The sequence below is a fragment of the Pseudomonas sp. O39 genome (assembly GCF_045447295.1).
Taxonomy (GTDB): domain Bacteria; phylum Pseudomonadota; class Gammaproteobacteria; order Pseudomonadales; family Pseudomonadaceae; genus Aquipseudomonas; species Aquipseudomonas antarctica_A.
In genome coordinates this window covers 145,397-160,981 of the sequence record NZ_JBJGXV010000008.1, presented here as the reverse complement: position 1 = coordinate 160,981, position 15,585 = coordinate 145,397, and the positions used below count along the sequence as shown (strand labels likewise).

Sequence of the window (15,585 nt, the reverse complement as noted above, 5' to 3'; positions counted from 1 at the left end):
TCCCACAGAGATTTCAGGTTGTCGCTCGGAAGGGCGCTGACTAACCTCACTGCCGTCGCTGACCGTTCAGCGATCGGATTTGACCGTCCGACTAAACCAGTGTGCTACAGCACCCAAGACCTATATCAGGCGTTTTTTCTACGCTTGATGTATCGTGTCGCGGCAGCTGTGCGCGGGATACCTTCGGGTATGCCGGATCCCTGGTTCCGGTCGGTCAACCCGCGTTCAGCTGCCACCCCACTTTGTTTGACCGCGAGTGATGGCAGCTCCACTACCAGGAGTTCCACCATGATTAAAGACAGCCCAAACCCCCCAGGCCAGCAAGACTTCGATACCTGCACCCTGCACGAAGTGGCCAACCGCGCGATCAACCACTACCTCAATCCCGGCAAGCCAATCCCCGAACCCACCGAAGGGCTCTTCACCGTGCGCGCCGATCTGGGCACTGAAACCTTGCTGGTCAATGCTTCCCAGGATTTGGCGTCCCTCTGTGAGATTGCCAACCATCTGGCGTTTGAAATCGACGGGGCTCAACGCAATGTCGCGCTGGGTATCTGTCGAATGCTGGAGGGAGTGCAACTGTTGGTCGATAAGGCACTGAACGCGGCCCATCCGACGGCCTAGCGATTGTAACGCGGTCAAAAAATGTGGGAGCGGGCTTGCTCGCGAAGGCGGTAGGTCAGTCACAGAAAGGTTGACTGAAACACCGCATTCGCGAGCAAGCCCGCTCCCACAGTTTGATCTCTACTGGGCGTCGGGAACGCCTTTTTCCCAGGCTGACCAGTTCTTCAGAATCGCCTGTACCAGCGGGTTGCCCGTGCGGTACAGGTTCTCCAGTGCCGGAACAAACCCACCCTGGTCGGCGTATTTCAGCAGGTTGTCGACTTCGCTGTAGCCAGGGTACGGCCGGTCGAAATCGGAACCTGCACGCACCACGGCCAGGCGCTGGATATCCACCAGGCCTTCGCGGCTGGCGCGCAGCAGGGCTTCATAGGTGGAGTTGTCTTCCTGCTGGGTGGTGCAGTACTCGCCTTTGTTGTCGGTGAGCAACTTGGTCCAGACTTCGGCGCGCTCGCTCAGGCGTGTGCCGGAGAACCAGGTGTTGCCTGCCAGCGTGTCACAGCGGGTGACTTGCGGCGGCTGGTTGGCCGGGGCGGCAGGGTAGTGTTTGCGCCAGGCGCTGGATTCCTTGCTTTCCGTCAGCTCAACCTTGTGCGACAAGTCATACGCCTTGGCTTGTAGCTTGGGGTTCAGCTCAAAGACTTCGGTCTTGTAGTCCAGTGGCGGTTTTTCGTTGGGGCCTTTGGTGTTGATGCCGATGTAACCGGTTGGCCAATCCTTGGGCGCATCCCGCGAGTCCAGTTCCCATTGGGTGCCGAATTCCACCAGGTAATGAGCCCAGGCAGCCGTGCCGATGGTGCCGTGTTTGGGGCTGATACCGGCAATCCCGGCGATCAGGAAATAGCTCTGGCGCAGGTCGAACTGGGGCGACAATGCCAAGGCCAGGGTCGACGCGGCGGCGTTGGTCTGGCCCATGCCGGTCACCAGCAGGCATACATCCTGGGTGTTGCAGCGAATCACCGGGTATTCAGCCGACAGGCCCGGCACGCGTACTTCCTGCTTGAGTTCCAGGCGGTCGATCCAGGTCTGCGCCTCGGGGGCGAACATTGTGATCAGCATCACTTTGGGTTTGATCGGCGCGGGGGCAGCCGCCAGCACCACGTGAGGCAGCAGGGCCAGGCCAACGGCCATCGAGAGACGGGTAAACGCTTTCATCTAATGCTCCTTTATCAGAATTGGTAGCCGACACCGGCGTAGTAGCCCCAGCCATCCGAGCGGGCGCGGAAGTTGCCTTCGCCGAAGTTCAGCTCGCTGCCGTCCTCCCAGTTGCCGCCGTTGTGAAAGTAACGGCCAACCAGGGTAAAGCGCAGGTGGGTAAACGAATACAGCAGCACGTTGGTCGCCACCAACGAGTTGGCGGTGCGCGCCGGATTGTCCTTGTGCAGGTCCGAGCCGAAATCGTAGTTGGTGAAGCCGATGTAGGTCAGCGACGCACCGTTATCGAAACTGCTGATGGGCACGATGTACTTCATTTGTGCACGGTAGCCGTCCCACGAATATTCATTGCTCGCGCCATAGTTTTCCCATTGGTAGCGCCCATAGAAGTTGGCCGACAGGTTGACCCGCGAGTGCGTGTCGATGTCGGTGCCGAGACCGCTGTACAGGGTGTTGGCGCGGTTGGACTTATTGCTGCCATGGTCGTAGATCCAGTCAAACGCCACATACCATTCCTTGAACGGCCCGATGGCCAGGCTGCGACCAGCCAGGTAGTCGATGGAGATGCGCGGCTCGTGCTCCATGAATACCGGCGAGCCATGGTCCCACGCGCCTTTGTCATTACTGTTACCGATGCCGAGAATCTTCGGCACGTCGATATAGCCGTACAACTCGAACGGGCCCTTGCGACCGAAGTACTCGTACTCCAGATAGACGTCATCCTGCGGCTTGGGGCCGAAGCTGATGTCTTTGCTGCCGATCAGTGTCAGGTCCTGGTTGAACCATTCCGACAGATACACGCCTTTTTTCGCGGGGCTGGCGTCGGGGCTCTTGGTCTCAGGGCTGAGGGTTTCGCCCTGTGCTGAGTCATCAGCGGGTTTTTCCTGCGCCAAAATGGGGGCGCTGAGTACTCCCGTAACGGCAGCCAGTAGCAAGGAAACACCAAAGGAAGCAGGACGCCTTGAGGTGGGGTGCATTGAAAGTCCCTATTCGTACGCGGTTTGAACCCGATACCTCGGGTAACGGTGAACTTGGCAGCCAAGTTCGTTCCGCAAACGTTTGCACAGGCTGTACCAACTTTGCTCAATGGCTTGAATAAAATGAAAAAAAGCGCAATTAGTCGACCTTTTGATCAAAAATGACTGGGTGTCATTTTTGCAGGCCACTACGAGGATCCACTCACATGTTCGAGCGCTATTTGCAATCCTGGAACCTGAAGGTTGAGGGTGACCCCGTCGTGACGCCCGGCAGTCACCTGTTGCCCGTGCGTTGGCAAGGCCGGCCGGCGATGTTGAAAATTGCTCACACCTCAGAAGAGCAGCTCGGTGGGCAGTTGATGAGCTGGTGGGCGGGCGAGGGTGCCGCCCAGGTGTATGCCCATGACGACGTGGCGTTGTTGATGGAGCGAGCCAACGGCCCGGGTTCCTTGATGCGCATGGCCCTCAATGGGCAGGATGATCAAGCCAGCCGGATCGCCTGCGCCACGGTTGCCCGGCTGCATGCGCCACGGCCATCGCCACCGCAAGGGTTACTGTCCCTGCAAACCTGGTTCCAGTCATTGTGGAAGGCCGCTGATGACAAAGGCGGTGTGTTGCGCGACTGCGCAGCGATGGCGCATGCACTGCTGGCGGCGCCACAGGACATCGTGGTGCTGCACGGTGATATCCATCACGACAATATTCTCGACTTCGGTGCTCGGGGTTGGCTGGCGATTGATCCAAAGCGTGTCATCGGCGAGCGTGGTTATGATTATGCCAACCTGATCTGCAACCCTGATTTGCTGACCTGCCACGATCCGGTGCGTTTTAATCGGCAGGTCGCGGTGATCGCCCAGGCTGCCAACCTCGCACGCCCACGCCTGCTGCAATGGGTATTGGCCCATGCAGGTCTGTCCGCAGCTTGGTTCCTTGAGGATGGAGAGCGCCAGCGTGCAGACGTTGACCTTGAAGTCGCTCGCCTGGCGCAACGGGCGTTGGCTCAATGGCCGATGGTGTAGGGCAATGGCTGATCGGCGATGCGGTTGAACAGATGCATCGCGGTTTCCCGGCGATACTCACTCGGGGTCTGGTTCATTTCGATCCGAAAGTGCCGGTTGAAGTTGGACAGGTTGGCGTAGCCCACTTCGAAACAAATATCCGCCACTGACATCTCGCTTTGCAGCAACAGCCGGCAGGCGCGCTGCACGCGGAACTTGCGCATCAGCTCGATAAAGCCGTGGCCGGTGTTGCGTTTGAAGAAACGCGAGAAGCCCGGTTCGCTCATCTCCAGTTGGCGCGCGATGACCGACAGGCGCAAGTCGCCGGTCAGCTCGCGCATCAGGTAATCGAAAGCCTTATTGATGCGCTCGGCGCTGCGTGCGTCCAGGGTGGGGGCATAGCAGGGGCTGGCCAGCGCCTGCACGTGCGGTGGCGGGGCGTTTTTGAGGGTGTCGAGCAGTTGCAGGAACAGGATCAAGCGTTGCAGGCCATGGGCGTTGCCGATGCTTTCCATCAGGCGTGCCGCCTGCGCGGCGGTGTCACCGCTGAATTGCAGGCCGCGCCGGGCCTGTTCGAACAGCGGCTGCAGGTCGCCGAGTTCCGGCAGGGTCTTGCGCAGGGCGAGGAGGGCGGCGCCGTCGAACTGCAGCACCACGTCGCGGCCGGTCAGGTATTCGCCGGGGGCCAGGTCACCGATCCAGTCGTGGGGCAGGTCCGGGCCGATCAGCGCGACATGCCCGGCACCGAACGCGCCGATATAGTCGCCCGCCACCAACTTGCCGCTGCCTTGGCGGATCAGGTGGATTTCGAACTCGGGGTGGTGGTTCCAGCGTGCCAGGTCATACGGGTAGTCATGTTCGAACCAGCGGAAACAGTGGTCCGGCTCGGGCAGGATGACTTCCAGTTCGGCGGGGCGGTGCTCGAACAGCTCGGCGCGACTGACGGGCATGGTGATGCCTCTTTTAGTTGTTGAGTCGCCTCAAAATACGCGCACAGGCATTCAATACGCTACCCCCGGTTTCGCCTGGCACTGATACTTTTTTGATCCTGGAGCCTGGGTTAAAAAAGTATCAGCTGTGCATTCGCCATTCGTTTGTGAGGGCTTGGCCAAGCTGCTGTAATCGACGCTCAACAACAAAAACAACAGGTGGAAACCGCCATGCTCCCGACCTGCAAAGCCAAGATCCCGCAAGCGCTGTTCCTGCTGACCGGCCTGGCGCTGGCCATGCCCAGCTACGCCGCTGACACCGTCACGATCGCCACGGTGAACAACAGCGACATGATCCGCATGCAGCGCCTGTCCAAGGTGTTCGAGGAGCAGCACCCGGACATTAAGCTCAATTGGGTGGTGCTTGAAGAAAACGTATTGCGCCAGCGCCTCACCACCGATATTGCCACCCAGGGCGGGCAATTCGATGTGCTGACGATCGGCACCTACGAAACGCCGCTGTGGGGCGCCAAACACTGGCTGGAACCGCTGACCCAATTGCCGGCTGACTATGACGCTGACGATATCTTCCCTTCGGTGCGCCAGGGCCTGTCGGTCAACAACACCCTGTATGCCCTGCCGTTCTACGGTGAAAGCACGGTCACTTACTACCGCACCGATCTGTTCAAGCAAGCCGGCCTGAGTATGCCCGCGCACCCGACCTGGACCCAGCTCGGTGAATTCGCTGCCAAGCTCACCGCAAAAGATAAAGGCCAATACGGCATGTGCTTGCGCGGCAAGGCCGGTTGGGGTGAGAACATCGCACTGCTCAGCACCATGGCCAACGCCTTTGGCGCGCGCTGGTTCGACGAACAGTGGACGCCCGAGCTGACCAGCCCGGAGTGGACGGCAGCCGCCAACTATTACGTCAATACCCTGAAAAACTATGGCCCGCCGGGCGTCTCCAGCAACGGTTTCAACGAAACCCTGGCGCTGTTCAACAGCGGCAAATGCGCGATCTGGGTGGATGCCAGCGTCGCCGGCTCTTTTACCACCGACAAGAGCCAGAGCAAGGTAGCTGATGACGTAGGCTTTGCCGCCGCCCCAACTGAAGTCACCGACAAGGGCTCCTCCTGGCTCTACGCCTGGTCCCTGGCAATCCCGGCCACGTCCAAGCATAAGGACGCTGCCAAAGCCTTTATCAGCTGGGCAACCTCCAAGGACTACATCCAATTGGTCGCCGATAAAGAGGGCATCACCAACGTACCGCCGGGCACCCGCCAGTCCACTTATAGCGAGGCGTATTTGAAGGCCGCACCGTTTGCCCAGGTGACGCTGGAAATGATGAAACACGCGGACCCCGCGCACCCTTCGGCCAAACCGGTGCCCTACGTGGGCATTCAGTACGTGACCATCCCTGAATTCCAGGCCATCGGCACCTCCGTCGGCAAGCTGTTCTCGGCGGCGCTCACCGGCGGCATGACGGTTGACCAGGCGCTGCTCGAAGCCCAGTCCACCACCGAGCGCGAAATGAAACGCGCCGGCTATCCCAAATAATTTTGAACGGACACGTACCCCATGAAACGACTGGAAGGTAAGAGCGCGCTGATCACTGGATCGGCGCGCGGGATCGGCCGCGCTTTTGCCCAGGCTTATATCGCCGAAGGCGCAACGGTTGCCATCGCCGACATCAACCTGCAACGCGCCCAGGCCACGGCGGCCGAGTTGGGCCCACAGGCTTATGCGGTGGCGATGGACGTCACCGACCAAGCCTCCATCGACGGCGCGATTGCCGCTGTGGTCGCCCATGCCGGCAAGCTCGATATCCTGATCAACAACGCCGCGCTGTTCGACCTCGCACCGATCGTCGACATCACCCGCGACAGCTATGACCGGCTGTTCTCGATCAACGTGGCCGGTACGCTGTTCACCTTGCAGGCGGCGGCGCGGCAAATGATCAGCCAGGGGCACGGCGGCAAGATCATCAACATGGCCAGCCAGGCCGGGCGGCGCGGTGAACCGTTGGTGGCCATCTATTGCGCGACCAAGGCCGCGGTGATCAGCCTTACGCAATCGGCGGGGCTGAACCTGATCAAGCAGGGCATCAACGTCAACGCCATTGCTCCCGGTGTAGTGGACGGTGAGCATTGGGACGGCGTGGACGCGTTGTTCGCCAAGCATGAAGGCCTGGCGCCCGGTGAGAAGAAGCAGCGGGTAGGGGCTGAGGTGCCGTTCGGGCGCATGGGCACTGCCGGGGATTTGACCGGAATGGCGATTTTTCTGGCGTCGAAAGAGGCCGACTATGTGGTTGCCCAAACCTACAACGTCGACGGTGGCAACTGGATGAGTTAAAGCCGTACACCCATCAGAAAGGCGGGAGCGGGCTTGCTCGCGAAAGTGGTGTGTCAGTCGGCAATGCTATTGACTGATACACCGCATTCGCGAGCAAGCCCGCTTGTGTCTTGATCTGGTAATAAACGCTGGGGTGAGAGGGTTGTATTGCAAGCTGTGAGTGCGCAGTGCTAGAAACACGAGTGGGAGCAAAGCGTCTATCCACCTTTCCACTCCGGCGCATAAGCCCGAACCGTTGAATGCGCGCCACTCGCATCACAAACGTGGGCAAAGCCACAGTGCTCTGCTTCCTGAGTGTAAGAGGTTTTTGTCATGACCTCCTGGGTCGGCATCGATATTTCCAAGACAATCCTCGTTGTCTGGGTTAAGCCTCAGCAAGAAAATGAAAGTACCTGATGTGTACTTTTTACAGGTCACAGGAGAACTGCCATGACCCTCGCGAAAACTGCCACTGCTTCATTCGACGTGGATGCCCAGAAGAGCTTCACGCCACTGTGCCCCAACGAGTTACCTGTGGCCGGCGGCGACCAGATCGGTGCCGAACTCAACTACATGGCCAGTTTGGCCGGCCATCGCGTCGGCAGCAAAGATGCGCACACCCCGCATGCGCCTTGGGTGGTCACGCAGCACAGCGAAATGCTGCAACCCACCGGCCTGGCACACGCCGACGTCACCTGGGTCAGCCACTGCGTGCCAGGCACCGAGGGTTTTACGCTGCTGGACGAATTGCCAACGCCGTATGACTACGACTATTTCATCTGGAAAGGTGTCGAACCCGACCTGCACCCCTACGGCGCCTGCTACCACGACCTGCACGACAAGCTGTCCACCGGTGTCATTGAGTACTTGAAAGCCCAAGGTGTCAGCCGCGTGATCGTCGGCGGCCTGGCCCTGGACTACTGCGTCAAGACTACCGCGTTGCAACTGCTCAAGGCTGGCCTGAAAGTGATCCTGCACCTGCCAGCCTGCCGAGGTATCAGCGAGGAGGGCGGCGTGCAAGCCGTCAATGAGTTGCTCAAAGCGGGTGCGGCCGTCAGCAGCACCCGCGAAGAACTGGCCGCGATGGTCGCGCTTTAAGGAGAATCAACCCGTTACATGGGCGCGATTGGGACGCCGGCTTAGTGATGATCTTGTAGCGCCTGGGATTACTCATGCATTTCAGTAACAGCATGGTCGTACTGAGCCAACCGATATATCCGTGGCCAGCGCCTTAGCGAAAGACGTTTGTGCGCGCTACAACACCCGTGATGAGAACCTCCAAGGACGGGGTTCCAGAATCACAAAGGCGATCGTCGGCCGGACACACCTGTGACAGCGCCGAGGACAGTGCTGGAAATACCAGTGAATCCAAAGAAATTCGGCTGTTGCGGCGTTCATGCATCAACCCCGCCGGCCTTATCATCTGTGCGCCGTTTGCTGGCTGCATTCCACGATTTAATAGAAGCAGCGGACAAGCAACGCTATGCAGCAAAAAGCGCGGTTAGGTTCATCTGCGATGTCGTCCAGTTAAGCGCTTTCCCCATTGTGGGCTGCATTTGGTTGGAAGCGCATATCGGCAGCAACGCGCCAACGGGGTAAACGTGCGGCCAACTCACCTTGACTGGCAATCTTCCGACAGGTTCAAAAGGGCCTGTCATGGCGCTTTATTGGTTCGGCTTTGCTGCGCCGGCAGCGTTCCGAGCAGTAGCGTACTTGCTCCCAGCAGCGAGCCCACTTCTTCCTCCACGTGAAGGGAAGGCCGCACGTCACGCATGTTTTGACGGGCAGTTCACTCTTCTTCAAAACGACTCCCCTGCGTCGAGCCTGGCGAGCAGTTTCTGGCCGCGTTCCCAGAGCGCTTGTCGTTTGGGGTCAGTCATCCGATCAAGGTTTTTGTAGACCATGCCCATGCGCTGATTGCCGCGCAGAAGGTCGCCATGACGCATTAGGAAATGCCAGTAAAGCGAATTGAACGGGCAGGCGTCCTCGGTCGTGCTTTCACTGACCTTATACGCGCAGTTGCGGCAGTAGTCAGACATGCGCTTTATATATTGGCCACTGGCGCAGTACGGCTTGGAGCCCAGGTATCCGCCATCGGCGTGCATGACCATGCCCAATGTATTGGGCAGTTCGACCCAGTCGAACGCGTCCATGTAGATCGCCAGGTACCAGTCGCAAATCTGGCTCGGTGCGATGCCGGCCAGTAGCGCAAAGTTGCCGGTCACCATCAGCCGCTGGATATGGTGGGCATAGGCGTGTTTCAAGCTTTGGCCGATCGCCTGGCCCATGCAGTTCATTTGGGTGTCGCCCGTCCAATAGAACGCTGGAAGCGGCCTGCTGTTGCCAAACAGATTGCCGCTGGCGTAGTCGGGCATTTTCAGCCAGTAGACACCCCGTACATATTCACGCCAGCCAATGAGCTGGCGGATAAAACCTTCGGCGGCGTTCAATGGAATCCTGTGCGCCCAATACGCGGCCTCGACGTCGCTGCACAACTGACGCAGATTCAATAGGCCAATATTTAGCGCGGCGCTGATCCGCGCATGAAACAGGAACGGTTCATCAGTGGCCATGGCATCCTGGTAGTCGCCGAAGGCCGCCAGCCCCCAGTCGAGGAAGTAGTCCCACAACGCTTGGGCGTCGGCATGTGTAACCGGGTAGTCAAAGGTATCGAGGGCGCCATAGTGGCTGGTGAAGTTTTTTGCGACCAGCGCCAGTACCTCCTGGGTGATGGCATCTGCCGTAAAGCGCATGGGGGATGGGGCTCTCACCCCTTTGGGCAGCGCCTTGCGGTTTTCTGCATCAAAGTTCCAAGCGCCGCCGACCGGGCTGCCATCGCCGTTGAGCAGCAGGCCACTCTTGCGCCGCATCTCACGGTAGAAGAACTCCATGCGCAGCTGCTTTTTGCCTTCGGCCCAGGACGAGAATTCAGCGCGTGTGCAGAGAAAGCGTGTATCGGCATGCCATTGGATGGCTAAACCGCATGCCTTGAGGGACTGCTCCAGACGCCAGTCACCGCATTCTGTCAGATGCAACTCATCCGGGTTCAGTCGCGACTGCCAACGCTGCAACTCTCCCGCTACCGATCCAGTATTGTGCGGATCATCGAGGGTGACGTATTGCACGCGGATGCCGCGTTGTTGCAGCGCCTGGGCAAAATGGCGCATCGCGCTGAAGATCAGTGCGATTTTTTGCGGGTGATGGGGCACATGGCTGGCTTCCTCCATCACTTCGACCAGCAACACCGTATCGTGCTCGGCGTCCAATGCCTTCAATGAGGCCAAATCAAAAGACAACTGATCGCCCAAGACCAGGCACAGTCGGTGAGTCTTATTCATACGACAGGATCCAACGGAGGGTGACTTACCATGACGCAGTCAGCGAGAAAGGAATACGCAACGACTCGATGGGCCCGTGCAAGTACTTGATTTCGCGCGCACACAGAGGGCATTCACCGTCAACGTACAGCGCCAGCGGCCAATTCATTTTATTGTACATCGGCTATGTCTTTGTATAAGTTTTACACAAGATATGCCGAAAGAAACAGACTGACAATGTGCACTGTCTTTTTGCTGTGTTATGGACGGTGATGCCCATTTTCGCGAACGCATCGCCTGTGCCCTCGGTATCAAGGTGGGTGGCGGCAAGCGATGCGAAGTCGTTCACGTCATCGGCAAAGCGGGCGCGATGGCGTTATCGAGGACTACTACGGGCTGATCCGCCCTTGGTTCGTCGAGCCTTGGCCAACCTGCTCGCCAACGCACTGCGTTAGGGGGCTCCCGCTACGGCCGTGACTATTCGCAGTGTGGTGCAGGAGAACAGGACTGAAGTCACTGTGCACAACCAATGCCCGCCGATTTCAGCGCCAGGCAAGCGGGATGACCCTGCGTAGGGCTGCACTGATGCAGAGATTTAACGCGTACCCAGGGCACACCGGTGAAGGCGATTGTCGAGAGGGCCATAGCAATACAGCGCACACGTGCGCGCTGCCCATTGCTCCGGTTTAATCAGCGCTCAATCGAGCGACTCCACCGTGCGTTCCACTCCGGCCGTGCCTGATTTACCTGGTCCCAATCAATCGAAATCGCCGTTTGCAAGTAACTCTGCATCGCTTCGACTCGCGCACGGGTCTTGTCGGTTGTTGGCGTGGTCGGGTTCGACGGAATCTGGTCGCCTTCCTCCAGCGCCGGCGCCTGGGCTTCAGCCGTCAGCAGGAAGGCCGCGAGCTTCTGCGCCAATTCCGGCTGGTCATTACGTGCAATCACGCATTCGGCCACATTGAGCACCACCGCGCCTTCCTTCGGTTGCGCATATTCCATGGGGATACCCAGCAGTTGCTGGGTGGTGACCTGCGTCGGGGTCAGAGGGAAGATCGCCGCCTCGTCGGTTTGCACCATCTCGGAGATCTTCGCGGAGCTTGCGATGTATTCCAGCACGTTGGGGCCGATAGTCTTCGGCCAGGCCTTGAAACCCGGTTCCACGTTGGTCTCAGAGCCACCCTGAATGCGGTTGAACATCAGAAAACCGTGCAGGCCGAAGGTGGAGGAGGCCAGGGACTGGAACACCACTTTGTCCTTGAAGCGCGGGTCGGCCAGGTCCATCCACGAGGTGGGTGCGGCCCAGCCTTTTTCCTTGAACATCTTGGCGTTGTAGCCCAGGCCGGTGACGCCCAGGGTCACGGCCACGGCCTCTTGCTTGATTTTCGCCTTGACCGGGATTTGCTCAAGGGTCGGGCTCGGCGCGAGCTTGTCGCACAGGCCCATGGCGATGGCGCGGTACATGATGCCGTCGTCGAGGAACATCACATGCATTTGCGGGTTGTCTTTGTTGGCCTGGACTTTGGCGAGGATGTCCGACGAGGTGCCGGGCACGATCACCACCTTGACGTTATTGGCCTTCTCGAAGGCGGGCAGCACCTTGTCGGCGTACACCCGTTCCATGGTGCCGCCGTTCATGCCCAGGTACAGCGTCGGCGCAGCATGGGCGATGGAGGCGAGCAACGCGAGGGGCAAGCAGGACAGCGCGATACGTGTGTTCATGGATGTTTTTCCTCTCAGGCTTGGAATCGACGAATGGAAAACGCTTCGATGGGTTGCCGGCTGGCCCCGGCGCAGACGATCTCTGCCAGGGCTTCACCGACGGCGGGGCCGAGCTGGAACCCGGCGCCGGCAAAGCCGAAACCGTGGAGCAGGCCAGGTTGGGTGCTGCTTGGGCCGATCACCGGTTCATGATCGGGGAGGTAACCTTCGGTGCCACTCCAGGTGCGAATCGCCTGGGCACCCTTGAGGAACGGGTACAACTCGCCGGCATTGCGCAAAATCTCCAGCACCGCCGCTTGCCCTGGGCGCGCCGTTTGCGGGCCAAGGGCAAAGCCGCGGCCGCCGCCGAGGATGCAGTTACCCCGGGCGACCTGGCGCGCGTATATCCCGCCGCCTTCAACGCCGGTGCTGACGTTCATCACCATCGGCAGCGGTTCGGTGACCAGCATTGCCGGGTGCGCCGAGGTGATCGGCACCGGCTCGCCAAACTGCTCGGCGACGTGGCCGGCCCAGGCGCCGGCACAGTTGAGCAGCCAGGGTGCTTGCAGGTTCAGGCCGTTGGCGCAGTGCACGTGGAAGCGGTGGCCGTCATGTTCGAGGCGAATCACTTCGGCCTGCTCGTATACCGAGGCGCCGAGGCGCTGCGCTGCACGGGCGAAGGCGGGCGAGACCAGGCGTGGATTGGCATGGCCGTCTTCAGGGCACAGTGACGCGCCCACCGCCACATCGCCCACCCAGGGAAAGCGCGCGCGCAATTGCGTGTAATCCAGCAACTGCAGGCCCAAGCCAAAGCCGCGGGTGTGCTCGGCATACGCCTGCAACGCGGCAAAGTCCCCTTGGCTGCGGGCCAACTTCAAATGCCCGGAGCGAACATATTCGCCATCAATGCCGATCAACCCCGGCAAGTCGGCCCATAACTGGTGGGCGCGTTGCGACAACGGCAACTGATGCAACGGCCGACCCTGGCGCCGCACGCCACCATAGTTGACGCCGCTGGAATGAGAGCCACAGAAATCTCGCTCGACCAAAGCCACACGCTGGCCTTTGTGCGCCAGCATCAGCGCCGCCGACGCACCGACAATCCCGCCGCCCAATACGATGACGTCGATCATGGTTGCACCTGCACGCCAAACGGCAGCGGCTTGATCGGTGCCTGGCCACGCAAGCGGCCTACGGTTTCAATCCCTCGACCACTGCGCTCGGCCACAATCTCGGCTGCCGCCAGCCCGCACATGCGGCCCTGGCAACGGCCCATGCCGACACGGCAATGGGCCTTGACGCGGTTGAGTTCCCAATGGCCTTCATCCACCACTGCCCGCACCTCGCCGACGCTGACTTCCTCGCAGCGGCACAGAATCAGCGCATCCGGCGCCTGCGCGGCCCACTGTTGAGGAAAGGGGAAGGCGGTTTCCAGTCCATGGCGAAAGCGCTGGATGCCTGCCAGTTGCTGCTCCAGTTCGGCAGCGCGGCGTTGATTGATGGTGATGCCGGAATCTTCCAACAGGGCCAATGCCGCGCGCTCACCGGCGATTTGCGCCGCGTCGGCGCCCATGATGCCGGCCCCATCGCCCGCCAGGTAAACGCCGTTCACGCTGCTGCGCCCGGCGCTGTCGCGTTGCGGCAACCAGGCTCGGTTCAAGCTGTTCCAGGCAAAGTCACAGCCGAGCAGATCCGCCAGTTGTGTCTCGCTGCGCAAGGCATGGGCGAAAGCCACGGCATCGCAGTCCAATCGGCGCTCACCCCAGCGAATGCCCGTGACCCGCAGTTCGCCGTCAATCTGCGTGAGCGTTGCGCCCTGATGCACGGGAACCCCATGGGCCGTCAGCCAGGCGCGATAATACAAACCTTTGGCCAGGGTCACCGGTTGCCCGAGCAACGCCGGTAATGCGCGGCACTGCGCACTGAAGGGCGCGCTGTCGAGCACCGCGACCACCTTGGCGCCGGCCTTGGCGTATTGGTAAGCCACCAGGTACAGCAACGGCCCGCTGCCACACAATGCGACCCGTTCACCGATGGCGCAGCCTTGGTATTTCAAGGCGATTTGCGCCGCGCCCAGGCTGTAGACGCCTGGCAAGGTCCAGCCGGGCACCGGCAGGATGCGGTCCGTGGCGCCGGTTGCGACGATGATCCGGGCATACTCGATGCTCTGCGCGCGGTCGTTATTCAGCATGTCCAGCCGACCGTCCTCGGCGTTCCACACCAGGGTTTGCGGCCGGTAGTCGATCAGCGGCGCCAGCTCATCCAGGGTGCGGTGCACGGCCTCGGCCTTGCGCGCTTCAAACCCATAAAGCTGCTTGGGCGTGCGCTGGAAGTTCGCCGGTTGGCGCCGATAAATCTGCCCGCCACCGCGCAGGCCTTCATCCACCAGGCAAGGCTTGAGGCCATGGTCGAGCAGGGTACGCGCCGCGCTGATGCCTGCCGGGCCTGCGCCCACAATCACGATCGGCTTCATGCTTGGCGCCCCGGGTCGCGGCTGATCACCTGGCCTTCTTCCAACAGCGTCGAACAGGCCCGCACGCGGCGCCCGTCTTCGAGGCGCACCCAGCAATCCTGGCAGGCGCCCATCAGGCAGAAACCGGCGCGGCGTTCGGCACTGAAATCGCTGCCGCGCAGGTGATCGGCGCACGTCAGCATGGCGGTCAGCAGGGTGTCGCCCAGCAAGCCCTTGGCCGGTTGCCCGTCGAGGGTGAAGGCCAGGGCAGGGCGCGCGGTTTCGGCCAATCGTTTGAACAACGCCATCAATGTTTCCCCACCAGCACGCGGTCCAGGCCATAGACCCGGTCGAGCAGAATCATGGTCGCTGCGGTCAGCGCAATCACCAGCGCCGAGACCGCCGCCATCATGGGGTCGATGGACTCCGTGGCGTACACGTACATGCGCACCGGCAAGGTTTGCGTGGCCGGCGAGCTGACGAAGATCGACAGGGTCACCTCATCGAAACTGTTGATAAACGCCAGCAACCAGCCGCCGGCTACACCGGGCAAAATCATCGGCAGGGTAATCTGACGAAACAGCGTAAAACGGCTGGCACCCAGTGACTCCGCCGCCTGCTCGGCACTGCGATCAATGCCGATTGCCGCGGCCAGCACCAGGCGCAGCACATACGGCGTGATGATCACCACGTGGGCGAGCATCAGCCAGGTGAAGCTGCCGTTGACGCCCATCAGTGCGAACAACCGCAGCATCGCCACCCCCAGCACCAGGTGCGGGATGATGATCGGCGACAGGAACAGCGCACTGAAAAAGTTGCGCCCCGGGAATTGATAACGGCTGATCGCCAACGCCGCCGGCACTGCGATCAGCGTGGCCAGGGTCGCGGCGGTAAACGCCAGGATCAGGCTGTTATAGAACGCCTGGATGAAGTCGGCACGCTCGAACACCGCGCGAAACCAGCGCAGGGAGAAGCCTGATGTAGGCAGGCTCAGGGTGTTTTCCGGGGTGAAGGCCACCAGGCACACCACCACCAGCGGCGCCATCATGAACAGCACCACCAGGCCATGAAAACCGAGGGCCAAAGGACCGTTTCTGGACATGT

Annotated in this window: 15 protein-coding genes; 5 read left to right on the top strand and 10 right to left on the bottom strand. The window is 60.6% G+C overall.

The features are described 5' to 3' along the window. Positions 1-288 precede the first annotated feature (288 nt). The gene (locus ACI77D_RS13860) at positions 289-624 is read left to right on the top strand and encodes a DUF6124 family protein (protein ID WP_407016794.1); all 336 of its coding nucleotides are present in this window, start codon (positions 289-291) and stop codon (positions 622-624) included. A 120-nt stretch (positions 625-744) separates the two neighbouring features. Here ACI77D_RS13860 and ACI77D_RS13855 read toward each other — a convergent pair whose 3' ends face one another. Both ACI77D_RS13855 and ACI77D_RS13850 read right to left on the bottom strand, forming a co-directional pair. Beyond that, positions 745-1,776, bottom strand: coding sequence for a purine-nucleoside phosphorylase (locus tag ACI77D_RS13855; RefSeq protein ID WP_407016793.1), 1,032 nt, complete (start codon positions 1,774-1,776; stop codon positions 745-747). A gap of 14 nt (positions 1,777-1,790) precedes the next feature. Further along, positions 1,791-2,753: a nucleoside-specific channel-forming protein Tsx gene (locus ACI77D_RS13850; protein ID WP_064452773.1), complete on the bottom strand. Its 963-nt coding sequence runs from the start codon at positions 2,751-2,753 to the stop codon at positions 1,791-1,793. Positions 2,754-2,959: 206 nt separating this feature from the next. Between ACI77D_RS13850 and ACI77D_RS13845 the strand changes: the two genes are divergently transcribed. Further along, positions 2,960-3,772, top strand: a complete 813-nt coding sequence (locus tag ACI77D_RS13845) for an aminoglycoside phosphotransferase family protein (RefSeq protein ID WP_407016792.1) — start codon at positions 2,960-2,962, stop codon at positions 3,770-3,772. Here ACI77D_RS13845 and ACI77D_RS13840 read toward each other — a convergent pair. Next, the gene (locus ACI77D_RS13840; protein ID WP_407016791.1) at positions 3,754-4,701 is read right to left on the bottom strand and encodes an AraC family transcriptional regulator; all 948 of its coding nucleotides are present in this window, start codon (positions 4,699-4,701) and stop codon (positions 3,754-3,756) included. The two genes, ACI77D_RS13845 and ACI77D_RS13840, sit on opposite strands and share 19 nt — an antisense overlap. 276 nt (positions 4,702-4,977) lie before the next feature. On the opposite strand from ACI77D_RS13840, the gene ACI77D_RS13835 reads away from it, so the two are divergent. From ACI77D_RS13835 to ACI77D_RS13825, 3 genes are all read left to right on the top strand, one after another. Then, positions 4,978-6,237, top strand: a complete 1,260-nt coding sequence (locus tag ACI77D_RS13835; protein WP_407016816.1) for an ABC transporter substrate-binding protein — start codon at positions 4,978-4,980, stop codon at positions 6,235-6,237. A gap of 21 nt (positions 6,238-6,258) precedes the next feature. Further along, positions 6,259-7,032 carry an L-iditol 2-dehydrogenase gene (locus ACI77D_RS13830; protein ID WP_064452769.1) on the top strand — a complete coding sequence of 258 codons (774 nt, stop codon included), beginning with the start codon at positions 6,259-6,261 and terminating at the stop codon, positions 7,030-7,032. A gap of 429 nt (positions 7,033-7,461) precedes the next feature. Continuing rightward, on the top strand, positions 7,462-8,109 hold the full coding sequence (locus tag ACI77D_RS13825; protein ID WP_128588114.1) for a nicotinamidase: 648 nt from the start codon (positions 7,462-7,464) through the stop codon (positions 8,107-8,109). Positions 8,110-8,652: 543 nt separating this feature from the next. Here ACI77D_RS13825 and ACI77D_RS13820 read toward each other — a convergent pair. The 7 genes from ACI77D_RS13820 to ACI77D_RS13790 form a co-directional block, all read right to left on the bottom strand. Beyond that, positions 8,653-8,814, bottom strand: coding sequence for a DUF2256 domain-containing protein (locus tag ACI77D_RS13820; RefSeq protein WP_082895908.1), 162 nt, complete (start codon positions 8,812-8,814; stop codon positions 8,653-8,655). Beyond that, positions 8,811-10,349, bottom strand: a complete 1,539-nt coding sequence (locus ACI77D_RS13815) for a cryptochrome/photolyase family protein (RefSeq protein ID WP_407016789.1) — start codon at positions 10,347-10,349, stop codon at positions 8,811-8,813. The genes ACI77D_RS13820 and ACI77D_RS13815 overlap by 4 nt, the downstream gene beginning before the upstream one ends. A gap of 669 nt (positions 10,350-11,018) precedes the next feature. Continuing rightward, complete coding sequence (locus ACI77D_RS13810) at positions 11,019-12,050, bottom strand: ABC transporter substrate-binding protein (RefSeq protein WP_407016788.1); 1,032 nt, start codon at positions 12,048-12,050, stop codon at positions 11,019-11,021. Positions 12,051-12,064: 14 nt separating this feature from the next. Continuing rightward, positions 12,065-13,162: an NAD(P)/FAD-dependent oxidoreductase gene (locus ACI77D_RS13805; protein ID WP_407016787.1), complete on the bottom strand. Its 1,098-nt coding sequence runs from the start codon at positions 13,160-13,162 to the stop codon at positions 12,065-12,067. Next, complete coding sequence (locus ACI77D_RS13800; protein WP_407016786.1) at positions 13,159-14,502, bottom strand: FAD-dependent oxidoreductase; 1,344 nt, start codon at positions 14,500-14,502, stop codon at positions 13,159-13,161. The genes ACI77D_RS13805 and ACI77D_RS13800 overlap by 4 nt, the downstream gene beginning before the upstream one ends. Further along, positions 14,499-14,789, bottom strand: a complete 291-nt coding sequence (locus ACI77D_RS13795; RefSeq protein WP_064452763.1) for a (2Fe-2S)-binding protein — start codon at positions 14,787-14,789, stop codon at positions 14,499-14,501. Before ACI77D_RS13795 ends, ACI77D_RS13800 begins: the two co-directional genes overlap by 4 nt. Beyond that, positions 14,789-15,583 (bottom strand): ABC transporter permease, encoded by a 795-nt coding sequence (locus ACI77D_RS13790; protein WP_053256614.1) that lies wholly within the window; start codon positions 15,581-15,583, stop codon positions 14,789-14,791. Before ACI77D_RS13790 ends, ACI77D_RS13795 begins: the two co-directional genes overlap by 1 nt. Positions 15,584-15,585: the final 2 nt, after the last annotated feature.